Here is a 26,503-nt window from a genome sequence, read left to right on the forward strand (position 1 = left end):
CTGACATTCGCTTGACGCCCCCCTTCTGCCCGCCGCTCCCATGACCCGGCCAAGACTCATCGTGGCGCTGACCGGGGCGACGGGTATCGTCTATGGCGTGCGTCTGCTGCAACATCTGCAGCGGTTCGGCGGCGTTGAGACGCATCTGCTGATTTCCGCCGCCGGCGTGCTCAACCTCAAGGTGGAAATGGACCTCGACCGCAAGGCAGTCGAGGCGCTGGCGGATGTGGTGCATCCCGTCGGCGACATCGGCGCGACCATTGCCAGCGGCTCGTTTTCCTCCTTGGGTATGGTGGTGGCGCCCTGCTCCATGCGCTCTCTGGCAGCCATTGCCCACGGCTTTTGCGACAACCTCATCACTCGCGCGGCAGACGTGTGCCTGAAAGAGCGCCGCAAGCTGGTGCTGCTGCCGCGCGAGGCGCCGCTCAACCTCGCCCATCTGCGCAATATGACCGCCGTCACGGAAATGGGCGGCGTCATTTTCCCGCCCCTGCCCGCGTTCTATCTGCGGCCCGCCAGCATCGAAGCGATGGTCGACGCCAGCCTGGCGCGCGTGCTCGACCAGTTCGCCATCGCCCACGATCTCGGCCAGGAGTGGTCGGGAGTCAGGTCAAGCTGAACACAGCGCTCAAGGAAACGCAGGGCCGCCCCAAGTTTCCTTGACCCCCTCGGGGGGCGGGCTGGGCGCAGCCCGGCCCTGGGGGCGCTTATAAGCGCTGCCGTTTGTCCGATGTCATTGTGGGCGTCCGCACCCAGGGTCTATAAAGGCAGTATCCACTTGGAGATGCCATGAATTCACCCACCGCCCCACGTAAAACAACAGCACGGCCTGCGCGCAAGCGGGTCAGCCCGGCAAAGTCGGCACAGCAGCGCCAGGCCGCGCACAACACCGCCCACAACAAGGTTGCACAAGGCGACATTCCGCCGCATCTCACGCCCGCTGGCGTGCGCAAGTTCGTGATCGATCAGTCGCAAGAGGCGGCGCAGCAGGCTGAACTGGCGGCGCTCGACACCATCCTCAAAGGCCCGCCGCCTGCAGACCTCCACAACGAAGGTGTGCAAGCCATTCTGGAGGGTGACGCCCCCGACGATGCCGCGGCCATGCGGGCGGCGCTGGGCATGCCGGCAGGCGAGCCCGCCCCGCAACACACCAGTGATGAGCTGGCCGAAGACTGGCGCAAGGGCGGTTATCCCTACAAATTCAAGATGCTGCGGCGAGATTACGAACGGCAGAAATTCGTGCTGCAAACCGAGCTGCTCAAGCTGCAGGCCTGGGTGAAGGAAAGCCGACAGCGTGTGATCATTCTGTTCGAGGGGCGCGACGCAGCGGGCAAGGGCGGCACCATCAAACGGGTGATGGAGCACCTCAACCCCCGTGGCGCGCGCGTGGTGGCGCTCGAAAAACCTAGCGAGGTCGAACGCGGCCAGTGGTATTTCCAGCGCTATGTGCAGCATCTGCCCACGGCCGGCGAGATCGTGCTGTTTGACCGCTCTTGGTACAACCGGGCTGGGGTCGAACGCGTGATGGGGTTTTGCACCGACGCCGAGTACCACGAATTTCTGCGCCAAGCGCCGGAGTTCGAGCGCAATCTGGTGCGCAGCGGCATTCATCTCATCAAGTTCTGGTTCTCAGTCAGCCAGGACGAGCAGCGCCGCCGCTTCAAGGAGCGACAGGTGCACCCGCTCAAGCAGTGGAAGCTGTCGCCCATCGACATGGCCTCGCTCGACAAGTGGGACGACTACACCCGCGCCAAAGAGGCCATGTTCTTCCACACCGATACGGCCGATTCCCCCTGGACGGTGGTGAAGTCGAACGACAAGAAGCGCGCGCGCCTCAACGCCATGCGCTACGTGCTGCATTCGCTGCCCTACACCGGCAAGGATGTGACGCGCATCGGCGAGGTGGACAACCTCATCGTCGGCCGCGCCAACTTCATTCACGAGCGCGGTGAGCACGATCTGAGCAAGGGCGAGTACGTCTGATCGCCCTGATCTGATTTTCCGACTTATGCCCCACCGAAACGCTGTGCGAACGCGCGCTTCAAAACCGCATCCACCTCCGGCAGGCGTGCACCGAGGCTGGTCAGCATGGCCTCATCGGCCGGGCGCTGCGCGGCAGACCAAGCGGATTGCGGCCAGTAAGCGTCCCAGCGCCAGCGCGCGATGACATGCCAGTGCAGATGCGGCACCACATTGCCCAGGCTGGCGAGGTTGATTTTGTCGGGTGCCAGCGTTTCGCGCAGCGACTGCTCGGCCAGCGCCACCGCGTCCAGGCAGGTCAGGCGTTGCAGCGCGGTCAAGTCGCTGAACTCGGCCACATGCGCGTTCCACACCAACCGGTAAAACACCGGAAGCAGGGCGTCGTCTGCCCGGATCAGGCGGAATTCCGCACCGCGCCAGATCAGCCGCCCGCCGTCGGTCTTACAGAGTGCGCAGGCCGTCTCGCTCGACATCGCTCACGCGCGCTGCGCCGCGCCCACCATGATCACCGGCCCGGTCGGCAGGCCTGTGGGAGAACCACCGGGCGGCTCCACGCTGACGGCAAACGCCTTGGCCTGCGACAGATGCGACTGCGCTGACTCGGGAATGGGGTAGCGGCTCTGTCCCGCCGCCACGACGCCCAAAGAAATGGGGGCGCCCTGCGTGGGCAGCAGCCAGAGTTGGTAGCTCTTGCCGCTGGGTGGCGTCATGGCGCCAACGGCCGTCAAAGTCAGCTTGCCGTTCTGCACCGTCACAACGGCGGCCTGCCCGCCCGCGCCGTGCATCAACGCCGCCATCTGTACTGGCGCGGCCGTACCACGGCCGACCTCCGGGTTCTGCACCAGCACCACGACTGATAAGGCCACCGCAGCCACGGCCACGCCGCCAAGCCACAGAGACAAGCGCCGCCAGGCTTCAACGCCCCAGGACGTCGACTTGCCAACCCCCGCAGGCTGAGTCACGCGCGGGGAATCGAGGCGCGCGGTGATGCCCTGCCAGACCGAGTCGGACGGCTGACCGATTTGCGCTGCCGACAGCAAGCTGGCATCGAGCCGCGTGCGCCAGCCTTGCACCGCTTGGGCAAACTCAGGGCTCTGCTCCAGCAAACGCTGGGCGCGACGCTGCGCAGCCGGGCTGAGCCCGCCTGTGAGCCAGTCGGCCGCCAGCCGGTCGAGCAGATCGCTGTTGCGGTAGCGTGCGGGCATCGTCACCTTGCGCCCTCCCCCAGACAGTCGCGCAAAAACAGCACCGCGCGCCGGATCAGCGTTTTCACCGTGCCCAGCGGCAGAGCACGCTCGCGAGCGACTTCGGCGTGGGACTGCCCTAAGACATACGCCGCCGCGAGCAGATCACGCTGGCGGGGTTGCAGCTGTCCTAAACAATCCTCCATCGGTTGGCCCTGCAAGCGGGCTTCGAGCAGCGCTTCAGGCGTGCGGTAATCCGCGATTTCGGGCGGATCATCCGCCTCATCGCCCTGCAATGAAACGACATATTGCGCCTCGCGCTTATTGGCGCGCAGGCGATCGAGACAGGTGTTGCGCACCAGCGCGGAAATCCAGGCCTCCGGGCTGCCCAAAGCAGGCCGGTAGCTTGCGGCCTGATGCCAGACCTTCACATACGCATCCTGCATGGCCTCTTCGGCAAACGACCGGTCGCGCAGCAGCCGCAGGCAGATCGCCCAGGCCCGGTTTTGCGTGGCCGCGTACAACTGGCCGAACGCGTCGCGGTCGGCCAGGGCGGTGTAGGCAAGCAGGGATTGCAGGTCGGGCATGAGCGCAGCGTGGAGGGCAATCCGGCGTTCGCGGCGCCGCCCGATGAAGGCGTGCCGCAAAGCAGGCGGGTTTGCGGCGAATGTTACCGACATCGCGCCGCACCCGCTGTTCGGGATGCCCTCGGCGATCAGGCGATGAACGCCGCAGGCACCGGGTCTTTGCCCAAGGCGTTGAGCAGAATGGCCCAGTGCATAGTCTCGTCGCCCATGATGCTGGCCGCGGCCTTGGCGAGATCTTTGTTGTGGAATTGCGGCACCGCGCCCAGATAGGCACTGGCTGCGCCCTTTTCCAGCCCGGCGGCGAATTCCAGCACATCGGCCTGCGATTTGAGCGAGGCCGTGGGGAAGCCGTACTCATCTGGCTTCTTGGCCATGACCGGCGTGCCGCCCAGCTTGCCGATGGTGGACGACAGCACCTCGGCATGCGCTTTGTGCTGTCCCTGGAATTTCACGGCCACGGCGAGCACCGGTTTTTCCAGCAAACCCGATTCGGCGCCGACCTGATAGGCAGCGATGGCCTGATATTCCAACCCGAGTGCGACGTTGAGAATGGCGATGTCGTCCGTGGTCGACTGGGACATCGTCCCTGCCCAGCTCGTTGCTGGTGCCAGTGCGCTGGAAGCGGCCAGCCCCGCGGCGAACAGGCCGCCGACGCGGAAGAACTGACGGCGGCTGGCACCCTGCCCGCTGGAATCCTCGGGGGCGGCGGAAGGGGAAAGGGCGGTGTGGACTGCGGCTTGCGTGCGTTGCATGGTGAAACCTCCTGAAAGAGAAAAAACGAGAACAGCGCGGTCTGTGCGGCTGTTGCTTGAATTACGCGCCAGCGGGCAAAACGGATTCAAACCGCGCGATTCATTTATCCCAGATCAAAAGATTGCAATTCCGGCATATCGGGCTAGGAAATTTTTGCGTCTTGTCACTTTTGCAACTGTATGTATCTGCAACCATGCGCTCCTGATTGATCCGTTTCGCACACCGACTGGAGTGTTCGTCATGCCGTTTACCCACCGCTTCGCGCCTGCCGCCCGCTTCGGCTTCTGGCTTCGTCTGGCCGCCCTCTGCGCGGTTGCGACCAGCGCCCCGCTAGCCCTGGCCAACCCTGCTGCGTCTATCCCTCCGTCGGCGCCGCAGTCGGCGATGGCCGAAGTCGACATCCACTCGCCTTACCGCGTGGTGCCCAAAATGCCTACAGGCACAAAAACCACGGCGGATCACAGCAAGTTCAAGGAATTGCAGGGTCCGTTCAAAAACGGCTCCGAGGTCACCGCCGCCTGCCTGAGTTGCCACACCGAGGCGGCCAAGCAGATCAAGGGCACCATCCACTGGAAGTGGGAGGAGGTGGAGCAGGACTCCAAGCGCATCGTCGGCAAGAACAAGGTGATGAACAACTTCTGCGTGTCCACGCCGAGCAACCAGCAGTTCTGCACCGGCTGTCATGTCGGCTACGGCGATGCGAAAAGCGGCGAGTTCGTCGCCTTCAGCAAACGTCCCGATACCGATGTGGACTGCCTGGTCTGCCACGACCAGACCGGCAAATACGTCAAAGCGCCGTATCAGTCGGGCAACCCGCCCACGACCCGCATCGAAATGCCGCCTGGCTCGGGCAAGTTCATCGAACCGATCGATCTGGCCCTGATCGCGCAGCATGTGGGCGCGCCCTCGCGCGCCAACTGTGGCACCTGCCACTTCAACGGCGGCGGAGGAGACGGCGTGAAGCATGGCGACCTGGACAGCTCGCTGATTAATCCGCCCAAATCACTCGACGTGCACATGGCCAAGGACGGGCTGAACTTCCAGTGCCAGACCTGCCACGCCACCGGCGGACACGAGGTCAGCGGCAGCCACTACAAGCTCGACGCCAAGCACGAGGGCGGACAGTATGTGCGCGGCAGCCAACACAATATGGGCAGCGCGGCAAGCTGCCAGTCCTGCCACGGCGACACCCCGCACAAGGGCAATCTGGCGCAGGACCTGAACATGCACACCCGCAATATCGCCTGCCAGACCTGCCATATCCCCGAGTTCGCCCGCGGCGGCGTGCCCACCAAAATGGAATGGGACTATTCCAAGGCCGGCCAGCGCGGCCCGGACGGCAAGCCCCTGGTCATCAAGGACGAGCACGGCCACCCCACCTATCTAGGCATCAAAGGCCAGTTCAAGCTGGGTGAAAACGTCGTGCCCGACTACACCTGGTTCAACGGCGCGGTGAAGTGGATGAACATCGGCGAGAAGGTGACGCCCAACAAAGACGGCGTCGTCGCCATCAACCAGTACGGCGGCAGCGCGACCGATGGCAAATCACGCATCTGGCCGGTGAAGACCATGAAGGGCACCCAGCCCTACGACCCGGAGATGCACCGCCTGCTCGCCATCCACAACGCAGGCTTCGACGATGCGGCCTACTGGCACACCATGGACTGGCAGAAGTCCATCGCCGCCGGCATGAAAGAGGCGGGGCTGGAGTGGTCGGGCAAGTACGAATTCGTCAAGACCACCACCACCTGGCCGATCACGCATATGGTCGCACCCAAGGACAAGGCGCTGAGCTGCGCGCAATGCCACAGCAACAACGGTCGGCTGGAAAAGATCGACGGCATCTACGTCCCGGGTCGCGGCAAAGACCATCAGAACTGGATCGAAACCATCGGCTTGGGCGTTGCCGGGCTGAGTCTGGCCGGGGTGATGGTGCATGGCGGCATCCGAAGTTTTCTGTGGCTGCGCCGCCGCAACAAACCCGGAAGCAAGAGCCACTGACCCGCAGCCCGCAGTGCAACCTCACACAGACACTTCGAGGAATTCGTCATGTCACACAAAAAACACGTCATCCTGTTCAAGCGGTTCGAGCGCTTCTGGCACTGGAGCCAGGCCGGGCTGATCATCCTGCTGATGGTGACCGGCTTTCGCATCCACGGCCTGTATGACCTCGGCGTGGAGTTCCTTACCGCGCTGCGCATTCACACCTTTGCGGCTTGGGCGCTGGTGACCCTGTGGGTGTTCGCCATCTTCTGGCACTTCACCACCGGGGAATGGAAGCAATACATCCCCACATTCGACAAGATTTTTCTGGTCGCACGGCATTACGCCTATGGCATGTTCCGCGGCGAGGAACATCCCTATCACCAGACCGTCGCGCGCAAGCACAACCCGCTGCAGCGTCTGGCCTATCTGTGGGTGAAGCTGATGATCAATCCCATCATCTGGATCAGCGGCATCTGGCTGCTGTTCTTCGCCGACTGGGGCGCCTGGCCTATCTGGCGGCAATGGGGCATCAGCCTGCAGACTGTGGCCTGGGCGCACACCATCGGCGCTTACATGATGCTGATTTTTTTCATCATCCACGTCTATCTCACCACCACGGGCCACACGCCGCTGGCGCACATCATGGCCATGATCCGCGGCTATGAAGACGAGCCGGTGCATCACCATCCGCGGGCCAAGGCCGCCCCCTCGGTTGCTCCCACGGCCACGCTCACGCCGGGCGAAAACGTCTAGGGCCTGTTAACGCTATTGATGCCCCCGCGCCGGGGTCTGGGCGGAGGCAATGCGAGGCGCAGGCCGCGCCATGGTGTATTGCACCACAAGCGGACTGCAACGTGGCAGTGCGCCGCCCAGACCCCCGGCCCGAAGGGTTGCCCCCAGACGGGGCGTCTGCGGCGTTGTCGGTGCGAGGCAAGGCGACCAGCCTTGCCTCGCACCTCCGCCTTGCATCCCTCCCCGTCTGGGGGCAACGCGGGGGCATCAATAGCGTGAACAGGCCCTAATCAGAACGCGGTGGACATTGCGCGCCGCACCCCGGCGGCGCGCATCTGCGCCCAGGCCTGATCCAGCGAGCCGTTGAGATCGATGGCGCGGCAGGCGTCTTCCACCACGGTCACCTCAAAACCTGCAGCCCGAGCGTCCAGCGCGCTCCAGGCCACGCAGAAATCCGTGGCCAATCCGCACAACACCAGTTCGCGCACCTCCAGCTCGCGCAGATAGCCCGTCAAGCCGGTGGGCGTGCTGCGGTCGGCTTCCATGAAGGCTGAGTAACTGTCGATGCCGGCCCGCCAGCCTTTGCGAATGAGGACTTGAGCGTGCGCAATGTGCAGATCGGGGTGCAGGGCAGCGTCGCGTGTACCTTGAATGCAATGATCCGGCCACAGCACCTGCGGGCCGTAGGGCAAGGTAATGGTCTCGAAAGGCTGCCGCCCCGGATGCGCGCTGGCAAACGACGCATGGCCCGGCGGGTGCCAGTCCTGCGTCAACACCACCTGCGAAAACTTGGCCGCCAGCCGGTTGATCACCGGCACCACGGCTTCGCCATCCGGCACCGGCAGGCCGCCTCCAGTGCAAAAGCCGTTCTGCACATCGATCACCAGCAGCACGGGCGCAGGCTTCATGCTCACACCAGCACGCGCTCGATGCCGCCGTTGTTCGCAGCCTTGACGTAGTCGGCCATCCAGTCTTCGCCGATGAGGTGACGCGCCATTTCGATCACGATGTAGTCGGCTTCGAGCAAGCCATGCTGCAGATCGTTGCCATACCGCGTGAGCCCCTGCAGGCAGGACGGACAGGAAGTCAGAATCTTGATGTCCCCGGCAAAACCATCGGCGCGCAGCGCCAGCTCGTTCTTGCGCAGCTCTTCTTCCTTGCGGAAACGCACCTGGGTGGCGATGTCGGGCCGTGAGATGCCAAACGTGCCGCTCTCGCCGCAGCAGCGCTCGCTCTTGAGCACGCCGTCGCCCAGCAGCGCCTTGACCGTTTTCATCGGTTCCTGCGTTTTCATCGGACTGTGGCAGGGGTCGTGATAGAGGTACTTGACCTCGCCCGCCGCGCCGCCGGGGCTGAGGCTATAGCCCTTCTCCAGCAGGAATTCGTGGATGTCGATGATGCGGCAGCCCGGAAAAATTTTCTCGAATTCATAGCCCTGCAACTGGTCGTAGCAGGTGCCGCAGCTCACCACCACGGTCTTGATGTCGAGGTAGTTGAGAGTATTGGCCACGCGGTGGAACAGCACCCGGTTGTCGGTGATGATCTTCTCCGCCTTGTCGAACTGCCCCGAGCCGCGCTGCGGATAGCCGCAGCACAGATAGCCCGGCGGCAGCACGGTCTGCACCCCCGCATGCCACAGCATGGCCTGCGTCGCCAGCCCGACCTGGCTGAACAAGCGTTCTGAGCCGCAGCCGGGAAAATAGAACACCGCCTCGCTGTCCACCGAGGTGCCACGCGGGTTGCGGATGATGGGCACGAAATCCTTGTCTTCGATGTCGAGCAGCGCGCGCGCGGTTTTTTTCGGCAGGCCGCCCGGCATGGGCTTGTTGACGAAGTGAATCACCTGCTCGCGGATCGGCGGCTTGCCCACCGTGAGCTTGGGCGCCGCGGTCTGCGCCCGGGCGACGGGTTTGAGCAGGCGCGTGGCCAGGCGCTGCGCCTTGAAGCCCACGTCCACCATGGCGCTGCGCACCAGCTTGATGGTCTGCGGATTGGTTGCATTGAGGAAGAACATCGCCGCCGCGTTGCCCGGCTTGAAGCTCTTCTTGCCCATTTTGCGCAGCAGGTTGCGCATATTCATGGTGACATCGCCGAAGTCGATGTCCACCGGGCAGGGCGTCACGCACTTGTGGCAAACCGTGCAGTGGTCGGCCACGTCTTCAAACTCTTCCCAGTGCCGGATGCTCACGCCGCGCCGGGTCTGCTCTTCGTACAGGAAGGCCTCGATCAGCAGCGAGGTGGCGAGAATCTTGTCGCGCGGAGAATACAGCAGATTGGCGCGCGGCACATGCGTGGCGCACACGCTTTTGCACTTGCCGCAGCGCAGGCAATCCTTCACCGAGGCGCTGATGGCGCCGATGTCGCTTTGCTGCATGATGAGCGACTCGTGTCCCATCAAGTTGAAGCTGGGCGTGTAGGCGTTGCGCAAATCGGCGGGATACGCCGGATCGTCGAGCAGCTTGCCCTTGTTGAAACGCCCTTCGGGATCGACTTCGCGCTTATAGGCGCGGAAAGCGCCGATCTCGGCTTCGGTGAGGAACTCCAGCTTGGTGATGCCGATGCCGTGCTCGCCCGAGATCACCCCGCCCAGGCTGCGCGCCAGCGCCATGATGCGGGCCACCGCGTCGTGCGCCTGCTGCAGCATCGAATAGTCGTCAGAGTTGACCGGGATATTGGTATGCACATTGCCGTCGCCCGCGTGCATGTGCAGCGCCACCCAGGCGCGGCTCTTGAGCACGCGCTGATGAATGGCGTCGATCTCGCGGCGCAGCGGCTCGAACAAGCCGCCGGAAAACACCGCCGCCAAAGGCTTGCGCAACTCGGCCTTCCAAGAGGCGCGCAGGGAATGATCCTGCAGCAGGTGGAACAGGGTGCGGTCTTCGGTATTTGCCCCCGCAGGCAGCGCCAGCAATGCGGGCGATGCAGACAACAGCGCGCGCTGTGCATCGGGCAGTTCCGCCAAAGGCCTGTCGAGCTGATCGAGATAGAACGACCAGCGCGCATGCACTGCCGCCAGCAGTTCCAGCGCCTGGGCGCGCTTGGCCTCCAGGTCTTCCTTGGACAGCGCAGGCTCGCCATCGGCCAGCTCTTCGTTGCGCGCTAGCGGCAGCGTGCCGCGCAGCGTCCGGTCGATCTCGGCTACCAGCGCCAGCTTGTTTTTCAGCGACAGTTCGACATTGATGTGTTCGATGCCATCGACATATTCGCCCATGCGCGGCAGCGGAATCACCACGTCTTCGTTGATCTTGAAGGCGTTGGTGTGGCGGGCGATGGCTGCGGTGCGCTTGCGATCGAGCCAGAATTTTTTGCGCGCCTCGGCACTCACCGCGATGAAGCCTTCGCCCACCCGCGCATTGGCCATGCGCACCACTTCAGAGGCGGCGCGGGCCACGGCGGCTTCATCTTCGCCGACGATGTCGCCGAACAGCACCATCTTGGGCAGGGTGCCGCGCGCGCTCTTGGTGGCGTATCCCACGGCCTTCAGGTACCGGTCGTCCAGATGCTCCAGGCCCGCCAGAATGGCGCCGCCCGGCCGCGCGTCGAGAAAGGTCTTGATCTCGACAATGCTGGGAATGGCCTCGCGCGCCTGGCCGAAAAATTCCAGGCAGACGGTGCGCACATGCGGCGGCATTTTGTGCAGCACCCAGCGGGCGCTGGTGATGATGCCGTCGCAACCTTCCTTTTGCACACCCGGCAGGCCCGCGAGGAATTTGTCGGTCACGTCCTTGCCCAGACCCTCTTTGCGGAAGCGCGCGCCGGGAATTTCCAGCAGCCGCTGCTCCAGCAAGGTCACGCCGTCGGCCGCCAAGGTGCGCACCTCGAAGCGGGCCACATCCACATCGTGAATCTTGCCGAGGTTGTGGTCGAGCCGCTGCACCTCCACCCAGCGACCTTGTGGATCGACCATGCGCCAGGACGCCAGGTTGTCGATGGCTGTACCCCACAGCACGGCTTTTTTGCCACCCGCGTTCATCGCCACATTGCCGCCCACGCAGGAGGCGTCGGCCGAGGTGGGATCGACCGCAAATACCAGTCCGGCGGCGTCGGCCGCGTCGGAGACGCGCTGCGTCACCACCCCGGCCGGGGTCTGGATGGTGGGCACGGGATGGGCCACGCCGGGCAGTTCGAGGTATTCGACCGCGCCGATGTGGTCGAGCTTTTCGGTATTGATCACCGCGCTCTTCCACACCAGCGGAATCGCGCCGCCGGTGTAGCCGGTGCCGCCACCGCGCGGGATGATGGTCAGCCCGAGCTCGATGCAGCCCCGCACCAAGCCGGCAATCTCGTCCTCGCTGTCAGGACAGAGCACGACGAAGGGATATTCCACCCGCCAGTCGGTGGCGTCGGTCACGTGCGACACCCGCGCCATGCCGTCGAAGCGGATCGCGCCCTGCGCACTGTGTCGTCCCAGCACCTTGCGGGCGCGCTGGCGCAGCGCCGCGGCCTCGTCGAACCAGGCGGCGAAGGCGGCCACGGCCCCACGGGCGCGGTCGAGCAACTGACGCACCAAGGCGTCGCGCTGCGCGTCCGAGTTGCCACTGTGCGCGCTGTCGTCGCGGCGGCGGTCGATTTCGCGCAGGCGGTGTTCGAGCGCACCGATCAGCGCGGCACGCCGTTTGCGGCTCTGCAACAAATCGTCCTGCAAAAACGGGTTGCGCTGCACCACCCAGATGTCGCCCAGCACTTCGTACAACATGCGCGCCGAACGCCCGGTGCGACGTTCCTGCCGCAACTGGTTGAGCCAGTCCCAGGCTTGCTCGCCCAGCAGGCGCATGACCACTTCGCGGTCGGAGAAGGAGGTGTAGTTGTACGGAATTTCGCGCAGGCGGGGGGCGGCATCGGCCGCGTCTGCGCCCAAGGCGGGCATCAATTCAGGAGCGTGTGAAGCGGGGGCGTTCATCGCAGCGGCGTCCGGCAGGCGGAGCGGGGGAGATAAACCGCCATTGTAGGGAGGCTGTTATTTCCGTATGAGAACAACGCTCAGGGCATTTTCGTGACAAATTTCACGCAAGCGCCGATCAGATGGTGCAGCACAACAAACTCGGGAAATCCCTAGCTTCTATGCTGCCCGCATGGAAAATCTCAAACTCGCCGAACTGATGAGCGCCCTCAGTCACGCGCTCGACATGACCGAGGGCCAGCCCGAAGGCCACTGCGTGCGCTGCGCCTGGATCGGCATGTCGGTCGGTCGAGAAATCGGCCTGCCCGCTCCGCAGCAATGGGAGCTGTACTACACCCTGCTGCTCAAAGACCTGGGCTGCAGCAGCAATGCCGCCCGCATCTGCGAGCTCTACCTCGCCGACGATTTGCAGTTCAAGCGCGACTTCAAGCTGCTCGACGGCAGCCTGCCGCATGTGCTGCGCTTCGTGCTCGATCACACGGGTCTGCGCAGTGGCCTGGCCGAGCGCTTTCGCGCCACGCTCAACATCTTTCGCAATGGCAGTGACATCGCGCAGGAACTCATTCAAACCCGCTGCCAGCGCGGCGCCGACATTGCGCGGCAACTGCGCTTTCCCGAAAACGTCGCCCAAGGCATCCACGGACTGGATGAACATTGGGATGGCAGCGGCAAACCCGAAGGTCTGACGGGCGAGCACATTCCGCTCTACGCCCGGCTGGCCTTGCTGTCGCAGGTGGTCGATGTGTTTTTCACCGCCAGCGGCCCGGCCGAGGCGCGCGAGGAAATCCGCCGTCGGCGAGGCGGCTGGTTCGACCCTGAACTGGTCGATGCCTTTCTCGCCCTCTCGGAGCGCGAAGGCTTCTGGCAGACGCTGCGCGCCCCCGATCTCGACCACCAGGTTCTCGCACTGGAGCCCGCGCAATGCTGCGTGCCGCTGGACGAAGACTATCTGGACGAAATCGCCGCCGCCTTCGGTCAGATTGTCGATGCCAAGAGCCCCTACACCGCCGGACACAGCGCCCGCGTGGCACTCTATGCCGACCACATCGCCACCCAGCTTGATTTCGCGCCCGAGCGCCGCCGCTGGCTGTACCGCGGCGCACTGCTCCACGATGTGGGCAAGCTCGGCGTGAGCAATGCGATACTCGACAAGGCCGGAAAACTCGACGCGGCCGAATGGCAGGCCGTGCAGATGCATGCCACCTACACAGAGCGCATTCTGGGACGGATCAGCGCCTTCTCCGAGCTGGCCCGCGTCAGCGCCGCGCATCACGAGCGGCTCGACGGCACCGGCTACCCGCGCCGCCTTACCGCCGAACACATTGCTCTGGAAACCCGCATCATCACCACCGCCGACATCTTCGACGCCATTTCCGCCGACCGGCCCTACCGCGGCGCCGTGCCCATCCCGGAAACCCTGCAGATCATGTCCAAGACCGTGGGCACCGCGCTCGACCCCCAGTGTTTCGACGCGTTGTGCAAAGCCGTGGAACTGCTGGAGCGCCCGATACCGGAACCCATGGCCCTCGCCGCCTGAAGTGCAGCGCTGCTAGGGGAGCACCGCACAGGGAGGCACCGTCTCAGCGCTGGGCTGGCATGGCCACATAAATTTCCACCCGCCGGTTGGCGGCGCGGCCCTGCACCGTGGCGTTGCTCGCCACCGGGTTTTGCGGGCCCAGGCCCTGGGTGGTGACGCGCTGCGCCGCCACGCCGCGCGACACCAGGAAGTTCTTCACCGTCAGCGCGCGGTTTTCAGAAAGCGGGTAGTTGATCGCGTCGGTTCCCGTGTTGTCGGTGAAACCGAACACCTGCACGGTTTCAGAAGGGTTCTGATTCAGGCCGGTGGCCAGGCTTTCCAGAATGGGATACATGCGCGGGTTGAGCTGCGCGCTGCCCGTGGCAAAGCCTGCATCGGCCGGCACGTTCATCTTGAGACGATTGTCCTGCGTTTGCGTGACCTGCACGCCCGTCCCCGAGGCCTGCGCCTGAGCCTGCAAGTCCTGCTTTTGCTTCTCCAGATGCTGATTCCACAAATAGCCGCCTAAGGCGCCCACTGCCGCACCCGCTACCGCGCCAGTTGCGGCGCTCTTGCCGGTGTTGCCGCCCGCCGTCAAAGCGCCGATCACAGCCCCGGCAGCGGCGCCGATGCCCGCACCGGAGGCGGTGGTTTTCTGCGACTCATTCATGTTCGCGCAGCCGCCCAGCGACAGCGCGACGAGGCTGGCGGAGAGAACGACTGCCAGGGTTTTTTGGGACTTCATGAAGGGCTCCTTGTGCCAATGTGAAGAGGTCATGCCTTGTGACAAGTTTAGACGGGTTGGGAGGCGGATGAGGAACTGTGATGTCGAATTTTCAGTCTATGCTTGAAGCATGACAGGGTAGAAAGTCATCTTATGAACCGCGCCACTCCAACATCCCCATCCCCCGGCCGAAGCGCGTCAGACCATCAACCGCACTGGACGCTGGACTGGATCGATTACCCGCGTATCCGCACCGAGTCGGTTCACGACAACGTCGAACTGTTCTATCTGCTGGCCAGCGCTTCTTTTGTCGAGTCGGGCTCGGAAACCTACACCCGTAATCTGGTCGAACATTTCGACGCCTATCCCGCTATTTCCGACTGGCTGCAGCATCAGTGGGAACCGGAGGAACTGCAGCACGGCCGCGCGCTCAAGACCTATGTGCAGACCGTCTGGCCCGAGTTCGACTGGGAGGCAGCCTACGCTTCTTTTTTCAGCGAATACTCGCGCCTGTGCACCGTCGAAGAACTTGAAGACGACCGCGCACTGGAGCTCGTCGCCCGTTGTGTGGTGGAAACCGGCACGGCCACTTACTACCAGACCCTGCGCGACTTCACTTGCGAGCCGGTTCTCAACGAACTGGCCGAGCACATTCGTGTCGACGAGGTGCAGCACTACAAGCACTTTTACCGCTACTTCAAAGAGATCAACGCCGAGCGCAATCTGTCGCGCGCACGCATTCTCGGCGCGCTCAAGCGTCGGCTGGCTGAACTGCGCACCAGCGATTCCGATATCGCGCTGCGTCACGTCTGGCTGTTCCAGCCCCACTTCGATGCAGTCGGCGATGTACCTTTCGAGCATATCTGCCAACGTCTGCACCACCATGTGGGCGCGCGGCTTCCGATGGAGCAGGCGGTGAAGATGCTGCTCAAGCCGCTGGCGCTGCCGCACCGTATGGAGCATTTGATCGAGCGGCCTTTGACCCATCTGGCGCGGCGGGTGATGGCCGCGTGAATTCGGGCGCGAAAGCCCGCCGCGCGCTTCGTGGTTTCTCCCGTTGCACAGCAGGTGGATAACGCTCCGGCACATACCCGAGCGCCCTAGTCGGGCAAAGCATTTCGCCCGCTTTCACCCTTCAAAACCACGGCCTATATTGCGATGGTCAAAGCCGCATCAGGCCCGTTCGCAGTAAGTACCGGGCGTGCAGCGCGGTCAAGTGGCTCAGATGTCCATAACAATCGAGGAGATGCAAGATGCAAAAGTCCCTGCATATCGACCCTGACAAGTGCACGGGTTGCCTGCAATGCGAGATGGCCTGCTCGTATGAAAACTACGGAATTTTTAACACCTCAAAAAGTCGCATCAAGGTGTTCGATTTCCACGAGACTGGCCGCAAGGTGCCCTACACCTGCACCCAGTGCGACGAAGCCTGGTGTCTGCACGCCTGCCCGGTAGAGGCCATCAAGCTCGACGCCGCCACGGGCGCCAAGGTCGTGCTCGAAAATGTTTGCGTGGGCTGCAAGGTCTGCACCATCGCCTGCCCGTTCGGCACGGTGAACTATGTGGCCGATACCGGCAAGGTGCAAAAGTGCGACTTGTGCGGCGGCGAGCCGGCCTGCGCCGAAGCCTGCCCCACTGGCGCCATCACCTATATCGATGCCAGCTGGACCGGCTTGTCGCGCATGCAGCAATGGGCCGACAAGCTGGGCAACCAGAACGCCGCAGCCTGACCGCAATCACATTGAGGAGACGACCATGACCTGGGCCGGAAAAATTCTGCGCGTGAACCTCACGCAAGGCACCATCAAGAGCGAGCCGCTGAATAGGCAGTGGGCGCGCGAGTACATCGGCCAGCGCGGGCTGGCGACCAAGTATTTCGTCGAGGAGGTCGACGCCAAGGTCGATCCGCTCTCGCCCGACAACAAGCTGATTTACGCCACCGGGCCGCTCACCGGCACCATGGCGTCCACCGGCGGGCGCTATTCGGTGATTACCAAAGGCGCGCTGACCGGCGCGATCGCCTGCTCCAATTCGGGCGGCTACTTCGGCGCCGAGCTGAAGATGGCCGGATGGGACATGATCATCGTCGAAGGCAAATCGCCCAAGCCGGTGTATCTGTCCATCGAAAATGACAAGGCCGAACTGCTCGACGCCTCGCCGATCTGGGGCAAGACCGTGTGGGAAACCGAGCCCTGGATCAAGAACCATCACCAAGACCCGCTGATCCGCGTCAGCTCCATCGGCCGTGCGGGTGAAAACGGAGTGATGTATGCGGCCATCGTCAACGATCTGCACCGCGCCGCCGGTCGCTCGGGCGTGGGCACGGTGATGGGCAGCAAGAACCTCAAGGCCGTCGCGGTGCGTGGCACCCTGGGCGTGGGCAATGTGCGCGACCCCAAGGCGTTCATGGCTGCGGTCAACGCAGGCAAAAAAGTGCTGCACGACAACGCCGTCACCGGCCAGGGCCTGCCCAAATACGGCACCCAGGTGTTGATGAACGTGATCAACGAAATCGGCGCCCTGCCCACGCGCAACCACCGCGACGTGCAATTCGAAGGCGCGAAAGACATCTCCGGCGAAGCCATGCACGAGCCGCGCAAAACCGATGGCAAGCCCAATCTGGTTACCAATCAGGCGTGCTTTGGCTGCACCATCGCCTGCGGCCGCATCAGCAAGATCGACGAAACCCATTTCAGCGTCGAGAACAAGCCGCAGTATTGGGGCGCATCGGGCGGTCTGGAATATGAAGCCGCCTGGGCGCTGGGCTCGGCCAACGGCGTGAGCGACCTCGAGGCGCTGACCTACGCCAACTTCCTCTGCAACGAAGACGGCATGGACCCCATCACTTTCGGCGCCACCGTGGGCGCGGTGATGGAGCTGTACGACATGGGCCTGCTGACCAAGGAACAACTCGGCGTGGAAGCACCTTTCGGCTCGGCTAAGGCGCTGACTTACTTCGCCGAAATCACCGCCCGCGGCGAGGGCTTCGGCAAGGAACTGGCGCTGGGCAGCAAACGCCTGACGGCCAAGTACGGCCACCCGGAACTGAGCATGAGCGTCAAGGGCCAAGAGTTCCCGGCCTACGACTCTCGCGGCATTCAAGGCATGGGTCTGGCCTACGCGACCAGCAACCGCGGCGCCTGCCATCTGCGCGGTTACACGGTGGCTTCGGAAGTGCTGGGCATTCCGGTCAAGACTGACCCGCTGGTGGCCGACGGCAAACCCGAACTGGTCAAGGCGTTTCAGGACGCCACCGCCGTGTTCGACTCTGCCGGCATCTGCCTCTTCACCAGTTTCGCCTGGACGCTGGCCGACGTGCAGCCGCAGCTTGCCGCCGCCTGCCTGGAAGAGTTCACCATGGACGAGTTGAACACCATAGGCGAGCGCATCTGGAACATGGAGCGCGACTACAACAACCGCGCGGGCTTCACCGCCAAAGACGACACCTTGCCGCCGCGTCTGCTCAAAGAGCCCGCCAAGACCGGCCCGGCCAAGGGGCTGACCAACAAGCTGCCCGAGATGCTGCCCCGGTATTACGAGCTGCGCGGCTGGACTCCGGAAGGCACGCTCAAGCCCGAAACCCGCACGCGGCTCGGGCTTTGACTGGAGCCCCCTCCCCACGCGTGGGGAGGGTTGTGCACCCACCACCTCCCCTACGGTTTGGGGGGATGGTGGACGGCGTGAGATCGGCTCGGAATCGAGGCAGACCCCATGAAACATCACATCATCATCGGTAACGGCCCCGCGGGTGTCGTTGCTGCAGAAACCCTGCGCAAGCACAGCGCCACCGAAGACACCATCACCCTGATCGGCGACGAAGAAGGGCCGCCGTATTCGCGCATGGCGATTCCCTACCTGCTGCACGGCGACATCACCGAGCGCGGCACCTGGCTGCGCAAAGACCCGCAGCACTTCAGGCAGATCGGCGTCAGCCTGCGCCATGCGCGGGTGAAGTCGCTCGACGCGGCGCGCAAAACCCTCATCCTCGAATCCGGTGAAACGCTGTCCTTCGACACCCTGCTAATCGCCACCGGGTCCACGCCGACGCTGCCGCGTATTCCCGGCATTCACGCGCAGCGGGTGCATACTTGCTGGACACTGGAAGACGCCCGCGCCATCACCCAGTTCGCCGTGCCCGGCGCGCGGGTCATCCAGCTTGGTGCGGGCTTCATCGGCTGCATCATCATGGAAAGTCTGGTGCGCCGCCGGGTGCAGCTCACCGTGGTGGAAATGGGCGACCGCATGGTGCCGCGCATGATGGGTGAAACCGCCGGCGGCATGATCCGCGACTGGGTGCAAGACAAGGGCGTGACGGTGCACACCGGCGCGCGCATCGAGTCCATCGAATCCAACCCCAGCGATATGGCCGCCCCGTTGGCCGTGCGCCTGTCCACCGGCGAACGTCTGCCCGCCGATCTGGTGATTTCGGCGGCCGGCGTCAAGCCCAATATCGGTTTTCTCGAAGGCTCTGGCGTGCATTGCCTGCAAGGCGTGCTCACCGATGAACACCTGCAGACCAATGTTCCCGGCATCTTTGCCGCTGGAGATTGCGCCGAGGCGTTCGACATGCTTTACGGCAAGCCGATGGTCAGCGCCATCCAGCCCAACGCGGTCGATCAGGCTTATGTCGCAGCCATGAATATGGCCGGTCGGCGCACCCAGCTGCGCGGAGTGACGCAGATCAACGTGCTCGACACCCTGGGACTAATCTCCAGCAGCTTCGGCCAATGGCAGGGCGTGAAAGGAGGGCAAGGCGTGGAGCTGACCGACCGGGCAGGATACAAACACCTCAGCCTGCAATTCGAGGGCGATGTGATGGTGGGCAGCAACAGCATCGGCACGACGCAGCACATCGGCGTATTGCGCGGCTTGGTCGAAGGCCGGGTCAAGCTCGGCGCCTGGAAAGACCGCCTGCTGGCCGACCCCACCCGCCTGATGGAAGCCTACCTCGCCAGCGCGCAGGCGCAAGACCGTCGCGGCGATACGGTGCATCATTGAAGGCGAGTCACTCCCTCATGGATGCGCCCACCTCATCCCCTCTTGCCCAGGCTCAGCCTCAGACTGGCGTGCAAATCACGCTCAAGCTGATGGCCACCTTGACGGACTATCTGCCGCAGCCGCGGCAGGGCCATCAGATCACACTCAACATCGCGCCGGGCACCACCATTCAAGACGTGGTGGAGCGCTTTCGCCTGCCCTGGAAGCTGGTGCATTTGGTTCTGGTGAATGGTGTTTATATCGCGCCCGACCAGCGCGACACCCGCGTGCTACAGGAAGGTGAAACCCTGGCGATCTGGCCGCCCGTCGCTGGAGGCTGAGCACACTTCATGTACGGCCTAGGCGCCCCTGCTCATTGCGAACTCGATATGGCCATCACCCGCAGCGCGTTTGCGCGGCAGCTGACGATGGCGTTCCCCACTCTGCGCGCCGACGGCCCACAGGCTTACTCAGGGCATGATGCAGGTTGCGACTGGCACATCCGCCTGCATCCTGCCGAGCCCACCCGGCTGGGGCTGATCGTGCTCGAACGCTGGCTGGCCGAGGTGTCGCTCACTGCCGCAGACCCCGCCAAGCGCAGGGCGTGGTGGCAGCAGTTCACCGCCCATTTTCAAAAAGGCGGGGGGTAGCGCCCATCAAGCTCTGCGCATCAAGCTGCACCTGCTCGGCGCTTCGCAGAATGTCTTGCAGAATCTGCGGCACCTCGAAAACCGCCCGGTTGCGATACGCGGCCACGCGCGCGCGGCTCGCGGCAAGATCGTCGAGAAACGCGGGCAGCGCCGCCTCGATGCCGCGAAAGCTTGGCAGCACCAAGCCGAAGCCATTTTCACGCACCCAATCGGTGTTGTAGCGCTCCTGCGGCATAGTCCACGCGTTGCGCGTGACGATCACCGGCAGGCCCAGATGCAGCGCCTCGCTCAAGGAACCGGGGCCCGGCTTGCCGATGAAAAAATCGCCCAGCCGCATCACCTCGGCCACGGCGCTGGTAAAGCCCATCACATGGCGCGGCGCGGTAGTCGGCAAGGCGCGCAATTTGGTCGCCAGCTTGGCGTTGTGACCGCACATGAAAATGAGTTGAACATCGGGCAGGCGCTCGGCGATGGCCAGCATGCTGCGCGAGCCGTGCCCCCCGAACATCACCACCCCCACCGGACGCTGCGGATCAAAACCCATGGCCTGCAGACTGGCCGCCCGGTCGAAATCTACCGGCTCGGCGTAGAAATCGGGGCGAATGATCATGCCCGAGGTCGCATGCACTTTCTCGGCATCGAACCCGGCCTGCAAAGCCTGCTGCACGGCATGCGCCGAGCCGCAGATGAGGTGTTGGTCTTGCCCCTGTTCCATCCAGAAATGAGGCGGGAAATCGGCCAGATCGGTCAACAGGGTCACATAGGGCACGCCGGGCAAAGTGGCCGTCAGGCTCTCGAACAGCGAACGGTTGAAATTGGGAATCAGCGACACCACCAGATCGGGCTCGGTGCGCAGCCAATGCAGCTTGAGAATTTTGAGCAGGGTGGGATGCAGCAGCCGCAACGCCCCTTGCAGCAGCTTGAGTTCGTGCCGCAGGCCGATGGTGAGGCCGCGCGCCAATCGGGCGTTGTAATAGTCTTCCGGAGAGAAGGTGTATTTGCGTAGCGTGCCCTGCGGGTCGAGCACGTCGGTGAGGTTGACCAGCCGAACCTGCCAAGGCAAACCCGACTGCGCAATGCTTTTTTCCAGGGCCAGAGCCGAGGCGCGGTGGCCGCCTCCGGCGTTGAAATAAATCAGATCGATGTTTTTTGTGGGCATGATGTTTTGCAGCGAACCCGAAGATATCTACTTCATGTGACGAAATTACCACGTCATGGTTTCACGGTGCAGCGGTAATTTTGTAAATTTCGCGCAGTCCGGATTGAGAAAGTGCGCAAAATCAGGTTCCATATCGTGTGATGACGGAAATAAATCCGCTCTTCAGCCCCTTAGGAATATTGTGCAGAACGCTTTGCCGGTTTTACTCGCGACCGAGCAGACCCGCTTGGATGCGCCGGGCTGCTGAAGCCTGAAACGGCTTTAGGTTCCGTTTCAGCCCTTGAGGTTTTCCCACTGCAACACGGCGCCCGCCGGGGTGTCGGCGCGCAGGCGCTGGCCGATGACGGCATCCAGCTCGGCGGCGGGAATGCCGCTGGCGGGGCGGCGCAGTTGCAGGTGTTCGCGCTGCAGCACGGCGTCTGCGGGCAGGGCCGTGGCCAGCACCACGCTGCGGCGGGCCACGGCGCGCACGTCGATCTCGTCAGGCCGCGGGGCCTTGATGCCGTCGCCCAGCATGGTCTCGATGCGGCGGATGTCGCGCGCCAGCGCGGCGAACTCGGCCGGTTCGCTGGAAGCGCGATGGTCGGGGCCGGGTAGATTGCGGTCGAGGGTGATGTGCTTTTCGATTACGCAGGCGCCCAGGGCCACGGCGGCAAGCGCGGCGGCATTGCCCAGGCTGTGGTCGGAATAGCCGGTGGGCAGGCCGGTCTCAGTGCGCAGGGTGGCGATGGCGCGCAGATTGAGCGCGTCATCCGGCGCGGGGTAGGCGGAGGTGCATTGCAGCAGGGTGAGCGCAGAGGCCCCCACGCTCGTGCTTTGCCCTCGCTGCCCCCCGAGGGGGCTGCCCCCCCCGCCTTGGGGCGGCCCGGCAGCGGGGTCAGGCGTGTCTTCGCAGAGGGGTGAACCATATAGCGCCCACGCCGCCCGTACCCAGCCGACGGCCTGCTTGACTTCGGCCAGGGTGGCCATGCCGGTGGAGAGAATGAGCGGCAAGCCGGTGGCGGCGGCCTTGGCGAGCAGCGGGCGATTGACGATTTCGCCGGACGAAATTTTCAGCCGCCGCACGCCGAGGCTGACCAGCAGATCGACCGCGTCTTCCGAGAACGGGGTGGACATGAACTCGATGCCCACGCGCGCGCAATGCGTGGCGATGATCCGGTGTTGCTCGGCGCTGAGTTCGAGCTTGCGCAGCATGGCGAATTGATCGGTCTCGCCGGTGGCGCCTTGCTGGTAGGCGGCGGTGGCGGTGCCGGGCAGCGCGAGGTCTTCGGCGCGGAAGGTCTGAAACTTGACCGCGTCGGCCCCGGCGGCGCGGGCGGCGTCGACCAGTTGCAGCGCGAGGTCGAGTTGGCCGTTGTGGTTGACGCCGGCTTCGGCAATGAGAAAGACGCGGTTGTTGGGCATGTCAGGGTTTGAAATGCTGCTGGGTGTAACGCCACTCGGCTAGGGCGAAATCGTCGGCCGTATCGATGTCCACCGACCGCTCGGGCGGCATGATGCAGGCAGCGACCGTCACGCTCCACAGGCCGTGCTGCGCGGCGTGAGCCAGGGCTTCGCGTCGCCAGACGTAGATCGAGCCATTGAGCGCCCAGACTTTGGGCGCGCTCTGGCGGGCGGTGAGGCCGCCGCCCTTGCTGATGCTGACGCTGCCGTCGGGCTGCTCTTCGACGAGGTTGAAATAGGGGTTGAAGCCGCAGTCGAACACGCTGAGCACCAGCCCCGGCGCGTCCGGGGCATCGGCGCGGGCGAGGCAGCCGTCGAGATCTGCGGGGATGCGCAGCGGCGAGGTGGGTTGCAGATCGACGATGCGGGTGAAGATGCTCCGCTGCGCTTCGAGATAGGCCACGAGGTGTTCGATGACCGGAAGCTTGGGTGTGTCGTCGCGTGCCAGTTCCGCCGGGCGCAGATAAGGCACCACGGCGCCTGCCTCGCGGGCGATGTGCGCGATCTCTGGGTCGTCTGTGGACACATACACGGCGCTGATGGCGGGGTGCCGCAGCGCAAAGCGGATGCTGTGCGCGATGAGCGGCAGGCCCGCGAAGGGCAGAATGTTCTTGCCCGGCAGCCCTTTGCTGCCGCCGCGGGCGCAGATCGTGGCGATGGTGGTCATGGGCTCAGGCCGGGGCAGGCGGAGTGAGGTGTGGATGGGCTGCGAGCAGGGCCAGGGCCTGCTCGCTCACCTGGTCGGCGGCGGTGTTGGGCGCCCCCACGCTCGGGTTTTGCCCTCGCTGCCCCCCGAGGGGGTCATCCCCACCCCGGCCCTCCCCACAAGTGGAGAGGGAGCGGCCACTCCTCCCCCACGGCGTGGGGGAGGTTGGGAGGGGGAGACGCCCGCCTTGGGGCGGTCCGGCGGCGGGGCCGTCGCGGACGGCTGCGCGCTCCATGCTGGGCTGCGCGAGCAGGGCATCTAGCGTCTGCGGCAGATCGGTCAGGTGACAAGCGGCATCGGCCACGCCCAGCGCGAGATAGGGCATGGCGGGCGCGGTGATGGAATCGAGCAGTTGCAGCACGCGCCTGCCCGCCAGATGGGCTTCGAGCGCGACAGTAGAGGTGCCGGTGATGACGGCGTCCACCGCGTGCAGCAGCGGGTGCAGAGGCTCGGGCGGTAGGGACAGGCGGAGTTGCGGGTCGTCGTGCCGAGCAGGCAGGGTTTGCGAAGGGTGCGGCCGCACGATGAGGGTCCAGTCGGGATGCGCGCGCACGCTGTCGAGGCAAGCCTGCAGCACGCGTTCGGGCAGGCGCGGGTCGCCGCGGCGACCGGGAGAGGCCGGATGCGTGGCGGGCTCGGGCTGCAGCGCAAGCAGGATGAGGCGTTGCGGTGGAGCACCCAGCTCGGCGCGCAAGGCAAGCCCGGCCGCGCGGGTTTGCGGGGCATGGAGGGCATCGAAGGCCGGGTTGCCGGTGATGGCGATGCGCTCGGGCGGCCATCCGGCCCGGACGAGGTTGTCGCGCACGGCTTCAGACAGCACGCAGACCCGGCTGGGATAGCGCTTGCGCGCGGCGAAGGCATCGCCCGGCAAGGCGAACAGATCGAGCATGACCAGGCTGGGAATACCGGCCTCGGTGGCGGCATCGACCGCGGCAGATTCGCTGCGCGGTGAATTGGTCGCCAGTACCAGATCGGGCTGCAGATGGGCAACGATGCGGCGAAAGAAGTGCAGCGGGTGGAAGCCTTGCCGACCTTTGGCAGCGAGCAGCGCGTCGGCTGCGGCAAAGCCGAGTTGTTGCCGCAGGTCCAAGGCGTTGATGCCCAGATACGCCACGGTTTCGGCTTCAAGAATGTCGGGATGGGTGTTGCCCGGCTGCAGCGCGCGGCCCAATGCCAGGGCCTGGGCTTGTTCTTCGGGCGATAGCAAGTGCAGCAGATCGGCATAGCCCAGCGGCGCCTCACCCGCATCGCGCGCCACGCGGGCTGCGGTGGTGAGGGCCAGCAGAGTGATGTCGAGATCGGGCTGCCGTGAGCGCAACGCCCGCAGCACCGGCAGCATCATGGCGATGTGGCCGCCGCCATAGGCCACGGCGAGGATGCGCTGCGCCCGGCTCATGCGGGAAGCTCGGGCTCGAATTGCTGCGCCCACAGTTCCAGCGCCGCCAGGGCGCGCAGTTCGCGGGTGTGGTTCGCTGCGCCCGAGACATGGTCGTCGAACAGCTTGCGCACCGTGTTGGCTTCGAACAGCCGCGCGCCGAGCGCGTTCGGGGCGAACAGCAATTCGGCCAGCCAGGCCTTGCGCGGCCCGCGAAACCACTCGCCGATGGGAACGGTGAACATCTGCTTTTTGCGGTGCGCGAGGTCGGCGCCGATGAGGGGCTCGACCGCGCGCTTGAACCAATGCTTTTTGTCGCCGTCCTTCAGCTTGGTGTCGCCGGGCGCGCGGAAGGCGAACTCCATCAGGCGCCAATCGAGAAAGGGCGTGCGCGCCTCCAGTGACACCGACATGCCCATGCGGTCGGGCTTGACGAGGTTGTTGCCGGGCAGCAGCAACATCATGTCCAGAAACAGCATCTGGTTGACGCGGTCGAAGTGCGACGCCTGCTCGAACCAGGGCGCGGCCACGTCGCGCTCGCTGTCCACATCGGCCAGCTTGGCGCGCAGCCAGGGCTGCAGCAGCGCGGCGCGGGCCTGCGCGCCGAACAGGCCGGTGTGCTCCACGTAGTGCCGCGCGAAGTCGGCCGCAGGCAGATCACGCAGCGCGGGGTCGGCCATGAAGCTGGCGTATTTGTCGTAACCGGCGAACAGCTCGTCGCCGCCGTCGCCGGTGAGCACGACTTTCACATCTTGAACGGCGAGTTGGCTGACGCTGCGCGTGGGCATGAACGAGGCATCGCCGTGCGGCTGGTCGCAGTGCCACAGCGCGCGGGCCCAGTCGTCGAGCATGTCGGGCTGCACGATGCGCTCGCGGTGCGTGGCGCCGAAGCGCTGCGCGGCTTCGCGTGCGTAGGGCGATTCGTCGAAGCGCGGGTCGGGAAAGCCGATGCAGAAGGTGCGCGCAGGTTCGCGCACATGCCGCGCCATGAGCGCCACGACGGTGCTGGAATCGACCCCGCCCGAGAGAAAGGCGCCGAAGGGCACGTCGGCGCGCAGTCGCAGGCGCACCGCGTCGTCGAGCAGGTCGAGGAATTCTTCCTGCCACGCGCTGAAGGTTTGCGGCGCAGGTGTCTGCTCCGCGAGGCTCCACCAGCGGCGCGTGTGGCTGCCAGCGCCATCGACGGTGAGCACCGTGCCCGGCATGACGTGGCGCACGCCCGCGAACAGAGTGAAGGGCGGCGGAACGTAGTTGTAGGCAAGGTAGTGCTGCAGCGCGGGCAGATCGAGCGCGGGCCGGCCCGGCAGCGCGGCGAGCACGGCCTTGATCTCGGAGCCGAACAGCACCTGCCTGCCGTCGTCGTGCACGAACAGCGGCTTGACGCCGATGCGGTCGCGCACCAGATGCAGCCGGGGATTTTCTGGATCGCGCCCATCCCAGATGGCGATGGCGAACATGCCATTGAGCCGCGGCAGAAAGCCCAGTCCTTCGCGTTCATACAGTCGCAGCAAGACCTCGGTGTCGCTGTGATCGGAGTGGAAGCGCACGCCCTGGCGCTGCGCCTCAGCGCGCAGTTCCACATGGTTGAAAATCTCGCCGTTCTGCACCAGGGCGATTCGCCCGTCGTCGCTGACGAAGGGCTGGTGACCACCGGCGAGGTCGATGATGGAGAGCCTTCGGTTGCCGATCGTCACGCCCGAAGCGGTGAAGGCGCCGCTGTCATCCGGCCCGCGATGAACCAGGCTGGCGTCCATCGCGGCGAGGGTTTGCTCACTCAGGTTCAGGCCGGTACGGTCGAAAAATCCATAAATTCCACACATGGCGGGATTGT

The 26,503-nt window shown here is 64.7% G+C and carries 23 protein-coding genes; 11 read left to right on the plus strand and 12 right to left on the minus strand.

Annotated features, from left to right (window positions below; all coding sequences use genetic code 11):
- Positions 1 to 40 precede the first annotated feature (40 nt).
- Positions 41 to 619 carry a UbiX family flavin prenyltransferase gene (locus BIO17B3_RS06315; RefSeq protein ID WP_156053458.1) on the plus strand — a complete coding sequence of 193 codons (579 nt, stop codon included), beginning with the start codon at positions 41 to 43 and terminating at the stop codon, positions 617 to 619.
- A 170-nt stretch (positions 620 to 789) separates the two neighbouring features.
- Positions 790 to 1,983: a polyphosphate kinase 2 gene (gene ppk2 / locus BIO17B3_RS06320; protein ID WP_156053459.1), complete on the plus strand. Its 1,194-nt coding sequence runs from the start codon at positions 790 to 792 to the stop codon at positions 1,981 to 1,983.
- Between the two features lie 23 nt (positions 1,984 to 2,006).
- On the opposite strand, the gene BIO17B3_RS06325 is transcribed toward ppk2, so the two are convergent.
- Genes BIO17B3_RS06325 through BIO17B3_RS06340 form a run of 4 tightly spaced genes read right to left on the minus strand, consistent with a single transcriptional unit; the run spans position 2,007 to position 4,503 of the window.
- Entirely contained in the window at positions 2,007 to 2,453 is a 447-nt protein-coding gene (locus BIO17B3_RS06325; protein WP_156053460.1) for an HIT family protein, read from the minus strand.
- A 3-nt stretch (positions 2,454 to 2,456) separates the two neighbouring features.
- Positions 2,457 to 3,185 carry an anti-sigma factor domain-containing protein gene (locus BIO17B3_RS06330; protein ID WP_232054202.1) on the minus strand — a complete coding sequence of 243 codons (729 nt, stop codon included), beginning with the start codon at positions 3,183 to 3,185 and terminating at the stop codon, positions 2,457 to 2,459.
- Between the two features lie 2 nt (positions 3,186 to 3,187).
- Positions 3,188 to 3,844 carry a sigma-70 family RNA polymerase sigma factor gene (locus BIO17B3_RS06335; protein ID WP_232054203.1) on the minus strand — a complete coding sequence of 219 codons (657 nt, stop codon included), beginning with the start codon at positions 3,842 to 3,844 and terminating at the stop codon, positions 3,188 to 3,190.
- Positions 3,845 to 3,879: 35 nt separating this feature from the next.
- Positions 3,880 to 4,503, minus strand: coding sequence for a ferritin-like domain-containing protein (locus BIO17B3_RS06340; protein WP_156053462.1), 624 nt, complete (start codon positions 4,501 to 4,503; stop codon positions 3,880 to 3,882).
- Between the two features lie 241 nt (positions 4,504 to 4,744).
- Here BIO17B3_RS06340 and BIO17B3_RS06345 point away from each other — a divergent pair, with 241 nt between their 5' ends.
- On the plus strand, positions 4,745 to 6,505 hold the full coding sequence (locus BIO17B3_RS06345; RefSeq protein WP_156053463.1) for a tetrathionate reductase family octaheme c-type cytochrome: 1,761 nt from the start codon (positions 4,745 to 4,747) through the stop codon (positions 6,503 to 6,505).
- 48 nt (positions 6,506 to 6,553) lie between these two features.
- Positions 6,554 to 7,243 (plus strand): cytochrome b/b6 domain-containing protein, encoded by a 690-nt coding sequence (locus BIO17B3_RS06350; protein WP_156053464.1) that lies wholly within the window; start codon positions 6,554 to 6,556, stop codon positions 7,241 to 7,243.
- Between the two features lie 269 nt (positions 7,244 to 7,512).
- On the opposite strand, the gene pncA is transcribed toward BIO17B3_RS06350, so the two are convergent.
- Together pncA and BIO17B3_RS06360 are read right to left on the minus strand one after the other, a co-directional pair.
- Positions 7,513 to 8,130, minus strand: a complete 618-nt coding sequence (gene pncA, locus BIO17B3_RS06355; RefSeq protein ID WP_156053465.1) for a bifunctional nicotinamidase/pyrazinamidase — start codon at positions 8,128 to 8,130, stop codon at positions 7,513 to 7,515.
- A gap of 2 nt (positions 8,131 to 8,132) precedes the next feature.
- The gene (locus tag BIO17B3_RS06360; RefSeq protein ID WP_156053466.1) at positions 8,133 to 12,122 is read right to left on the minus strand and encodes a DUF3683 domain-containing protein; all 3,990 of its coding nucleotides are present in this window, start codon (positions 12,120 to 12,122) and stop codon (positions 8,133 to 8,135) included.
- A gap of 172 nt (positions 12,123 to 12,294) precedes the next feature.
- Here BIO17B3_RS06360 and BIO17B3_RS06365 point away from each other — a divergent pair, with 172 nt between their 5' ends.
- On the plus strand, positions 12,295 to 13,659 hold the full coding sequence (locus tag BIO17B3_RS06365; RefSeq protein ID WP_156053467.1) for an HD-GYP domain-containing protein: 1,365 nt from the start codon (positions 12,295 to 12,297) through the stop codon (positions 13,657 to 13,659).
- Positions 13,660 to 13,702: 43 nt separating this feature from the next.
- Here BIO17B3_RS06365 and BIO17B3_RS06370 read toward each other — a convergent pair whose 3' ends face one another.
- Positions 13,703 to 14,383: an OmpA family protein gene (locus BIO17B3_RS06370; protein ID WP_156053468.1), complete on the minus strand. Its 681-nt coding sequence runs from the start codon at positions 14,381 to 14,383 to the stop codon at positions 13,703 to 13,705.
- Between the two features lie 132 nt (positions 14,384 to 14,515).
- Between BIO17B3_RS06370 and BIO17B3_RS06375 the strand changes: the two genes are divergently transcribed.
- The 6 genes from BIO17B3_RS06375 (at position 14,516) to BIO17B3_RS06400 (ending at position 19,989) form a co-directional block, all read left to right on the plus strand.
- Positions 14,516 to 15,376, plus strand: a complete 861-nt coding sequence (locus tag BIO17B3_RS06375) for a ferritin-like domain-containing protein (RefSeq protein WP_156053469.1) — start codon at positions 14,516 to 14,518, stop codon at positions 15,374 to 15,376.
- 239 nt (positions 15,377 to 15,615) lie between these two features.
- The gene (locus BIO17B3_RS06380; RefSeq protein WP_013124126.1) at positions 15,616 to 16,092 is read left to right on the plus strand and encodes a 4Fe-4S dicluster domain-containing protein; all 477 of its coding nucleotides are present in this window, start codon (positions 15,616 to 15,618) and stop codon (positions 16,090 to 16,092) included.
- A gap of 25 nt (positions 16,093 to 16,117) precedes the next feature.
- The gene (locus BIO17B3_RS06385) at positions 16,118 to 17,965 is read left to right on the plus strand and encodes an aldehyde ferredoxin oxidoreductase family protein (RefSeq protein ID WP_156053470.1); all 1,848 of its coding nucleotides are present in this window, start codon (positions 16,118 to 16,120) and stop codon (positions 17,963 to 17,965) included.
- Positions 17,966 to 18,073: 108 nt separating this feature from the next.
- Positions 18,074 to 19,360 (plus strand): NAD(P)/FAD-dependent oxidoreductase, encoded by a 1,287-nt coding sequence (locus tag BIO17B3_RS06390; protein ID WP_156053471.1) that lies wholly within the window; start codon positions 18,074 to 18,076, stop codon positions 19,358 to 19,360.
- A 68-nt stretch (positions 19,361 to 19,428) separates the two neighbouring features.
- Positions 19,429 to 19,680 (plus strand): MoaD/ThiS family protein, encoded by a 252-nt coding sequence (locus BIO17B3_RS06395; protein ID WP_013107030.1) that lies wholly within the window; start codon positions 19,429 to 19,431, stop codon positions 19,678 to 19,680.
- A 48-nt stretch (positions 19,681 to 19,728) separates the two neighbouring features.
- A complete protein-coding gene (locus BIO17B3_RS06400; RefSeq protein WP_232054204.1) occupies positions 19,729 to 19,989 on the plus strand; it encodes a hypothetical protein in 261 nt (86 codons plus the stop codon).
- Here the strand turns inward: BIO17B3_RS06400 and BIO17B3_RS06405 are convergent.
- The 5 genes from BIO17B3_RS06405 to asnB form a co-directional block, all read right to left on the minus strand.
- On the minus strand, positions 19,958 to 21,148 hold the full coding sequence (locus tag BIO17B3_RS06405; RefSeq protein WP_156053472.1) for a glycosyltransferase: 1,191 nt from the start codon (positions 21,146 to 21,148) through the stop codon (positions 19,958 to 19,960). The two genes, BIO17B3_RS06400 and BIO17B3_RS06405, sit on opposite strands and share 32 nt — an antisense overlap.
- Positions 21,149 to 21,421: 273 nt before the next feature.
- On the minus strand, positions 21,422 to 22,552 hold the full coding sequence (neuB, locus tag BIO17B3_RS06410) for an N-acetylneuraminate synthase (RefSeq protein WP_156053473.1): 1,131 nt from the start codon (positions 22,550 to 22,552) through the stop codon (positions 21,422 to 21,424).
- 1 nt (position 22,553) lies between these two features.
- Positions 22,554 to 23,258 (minus strand): acylneuraminate cytidylyltransferase family protein, encoded by a 705-nt coding sequence (locus BIO17B3_RS06415; protein WP_156053474.1) that lies wholly within the window; start codon positions 23,256 to 23,258, stop codon positions 22,554 to 22,556.
- A gap of 4 nt (positions 23,259 to 23,262) precedes the next feature.
- Positions 23,263 to 24,693, minus strand: a complete 1,431-nt coding sequence (locus BIO17B3_RS06420; protein ID WP_156053475.1) for a glycosyltransferase — start codon at positions 24,691 to 24,693, stop codon at positions 23,263 to 23,265.
- Positions 24,690 to 26,492: an asparagine synthase (glutamine-hydrolyzing) gene (asnB, locus tag BIO17B3_RS06425; RefSeq protein WP_156053476.1), complete on the minus strand. Its 1,803-nt coding sequence runs from the start codon at positions 26,490 to 26,492 to the stop codon at positions 24,690 to 24,692. Before asnB ends, BIO17B3_RS06420 begins: the two co-directional genes overlap by 4 nt.
- Positions 26,493 to 26,503: the final 11 nt, after the last annotated feature.

Origin of the sequence: Thiomonas sp. OC7 (assembly GCF_900634595.1) — a bacterium.
In the GTDB taxonomy this organism is placed as follows: Bacteria; Pseudomonadota; Gammaproteobacteria; order Burkholderiales; family Burkholderiaceae_C; genus Thiomonas; species Thiomonas arsenitoxydans.

Excerpts from the sequence above, each read along its gene's own strand:
- BIO17B3_RS06415 (WP_156053474.1), bottom strand. The coding sequence starts at position 23,258 with ATGACCACCATCGCCACGATCTGCGCCCGCGGCGGCAGCAAAGGGCTG.
- BIO17B3_RS06375 (WP_156053469.1), top strand. The coding sequence starts at position 14,516 with ATGAACCGCGCCACTCCAACATCCCCATCCCCCGGCCGAAGCGCGTCA.
- BIO17B3_RS06365 (WP_156053467.1), top strand. The coding sequence starts at position 12,295 with ATGGAAAATCTCAAACTCGCCGAACTGATGAGCGCCCTCAGTCACGCG.
- BIO17B3_RS06370 (WP_156053468.1), bottom strand. The coding sequence starts at position 14,383 with ATGAAGTCCCAAAAAACCCTGGCAGTCGTTCTCTCCGCCAGCCTCGTC.
- pncA (WP_156053465.1), bottom strand. The coding sequence starts at position 8,130 with ATGAAGCCTGCGCCCGTGCTGCTGGTGATCGATGTGCAGAACGGCTTT.
- BIO17B3_RS06360 (WP_156053466.1), bottom strand. The coding sequence starts at position 12,122 with ATGAACGCCCCCGCTTCACACGCTCCTGAATTGATGCCCGCCTTGGGC.
- BIO17B3_RS06400 (WP_232054204.1), top strand. The coding sequence starts at position 19,729 with ATGGCCATCACCCGCAGCGCGTTTGCGCGGCAGCTGACGATGGCGTTC.
- neuB (WP_156053473.1), bottom strand. The coding sequence starts at position 22,552 with ATGCCCAACAACCGCGTCTTTCTCATTGCCGAAGCCGGCGTCAACCAC.
- asnB (WP_156053476.1), bottom strand. The coding sequence starts at position 26,492 with ATGTGTGGAATTTATGGATTTTTCGACCGTACCGGCCTGAACCTGAGT.
- BIO17B3_RS06390 (WP_156053471.1), top strand. The coding sequence starts at position 18,074 with ATGAAACATCACATCATCATCGGTAACGGCCCCGCGGGTGTCGTTGCT.
- BIO17B3_RS06345 (WP_156053463.1), top strand. The coding sequence starts at position 4,745 with ATGCCGTTTACCCACCGCTTCGCGCCTGCCGCCCGCTTCGGCTTCTGG.
- BIO17B3_RS06380 (WP_013124126.1), top strand. The coding sequence starts at position 15,616 with ATGCAAAAGTCCCTGCATATCGACCCTGACAAGTGCACGGGTTGCCTG.
- BIO17B3_RS06330 (WP_232054202.1), bottom strand. The coding sequence starts at position 3,185 with ATGCCCGCACGCTACCGCAACAGCGATCTGCTCGACCGGCTGGCGGCC.
- BIO17B3_RS06315 (WP_156053458.1), top strand. The coding sequence starts at position 41 with ATGACCCGGCCAAGACTCATCGTGGCGCTGACCGGGGCGACGGGTATC.
- BIO17B3_RS06385 (WP_156053470.1), top strand. The coding sequence starts at position 16,118 with ATGACCTGGGCCGGAAAAATTCTGCGCGTGAACCTCACGCAAGGCACC.
- BIO17B3_RS06405 (WP_156053472.1), bottom strand. The coding sequence starts at position 21,148 with ATGCCCACAAAAAACATCGATCTGATTTATTTCAACGCCGGAGGCGGC.
- BIO17B3_RS06350 (WP_156053464.1), top strand. The coding sequence starts at position 6,554 with ATGTCACACAAAAAACACGTCATCCTGTTCAAGCGGTTCGAGCGCTTC.
- BIO17B3_RS06340 (WP_156053462.1), bottom strand. The coding sequence starts at position 4,503 with ATGCAACGCACGCAAGCCGCAGTCCACACCGCCCTTTCCCCTTCCGCC.
- ppk2 (WP_156053459.1), top strand. The coding sequence starts at position 790 with ATGAATTCACCCACCGCCCCACGTAAAACAACAGCACGGCCTGCGCGC.
- BIO17B3_RS06325 (WP_156053460.1), bottom strand. The coding sequence starts at position 2,453 with ATGTCGAGCGAGACGGCCTGCGCACTCTGTAAGACCGACGGCGGGCGG.
- BIO17B3_RS06335 (WP_232054203.1), bottom strand. The coding sequence starts at position 3,844 with ATGTCGGTAACATTCGCCGCAAACCCGCCTGCTTTGCGGCACGCCTTC.
- BIO17B3_RS06420 (WP_156053475.1), bottom strand. The coding sequence starts at position 24,693 with ATGAGCCGGGCGCAGCGCATCCTCGCCGTGGCCTATGGCGGCGGCCAC.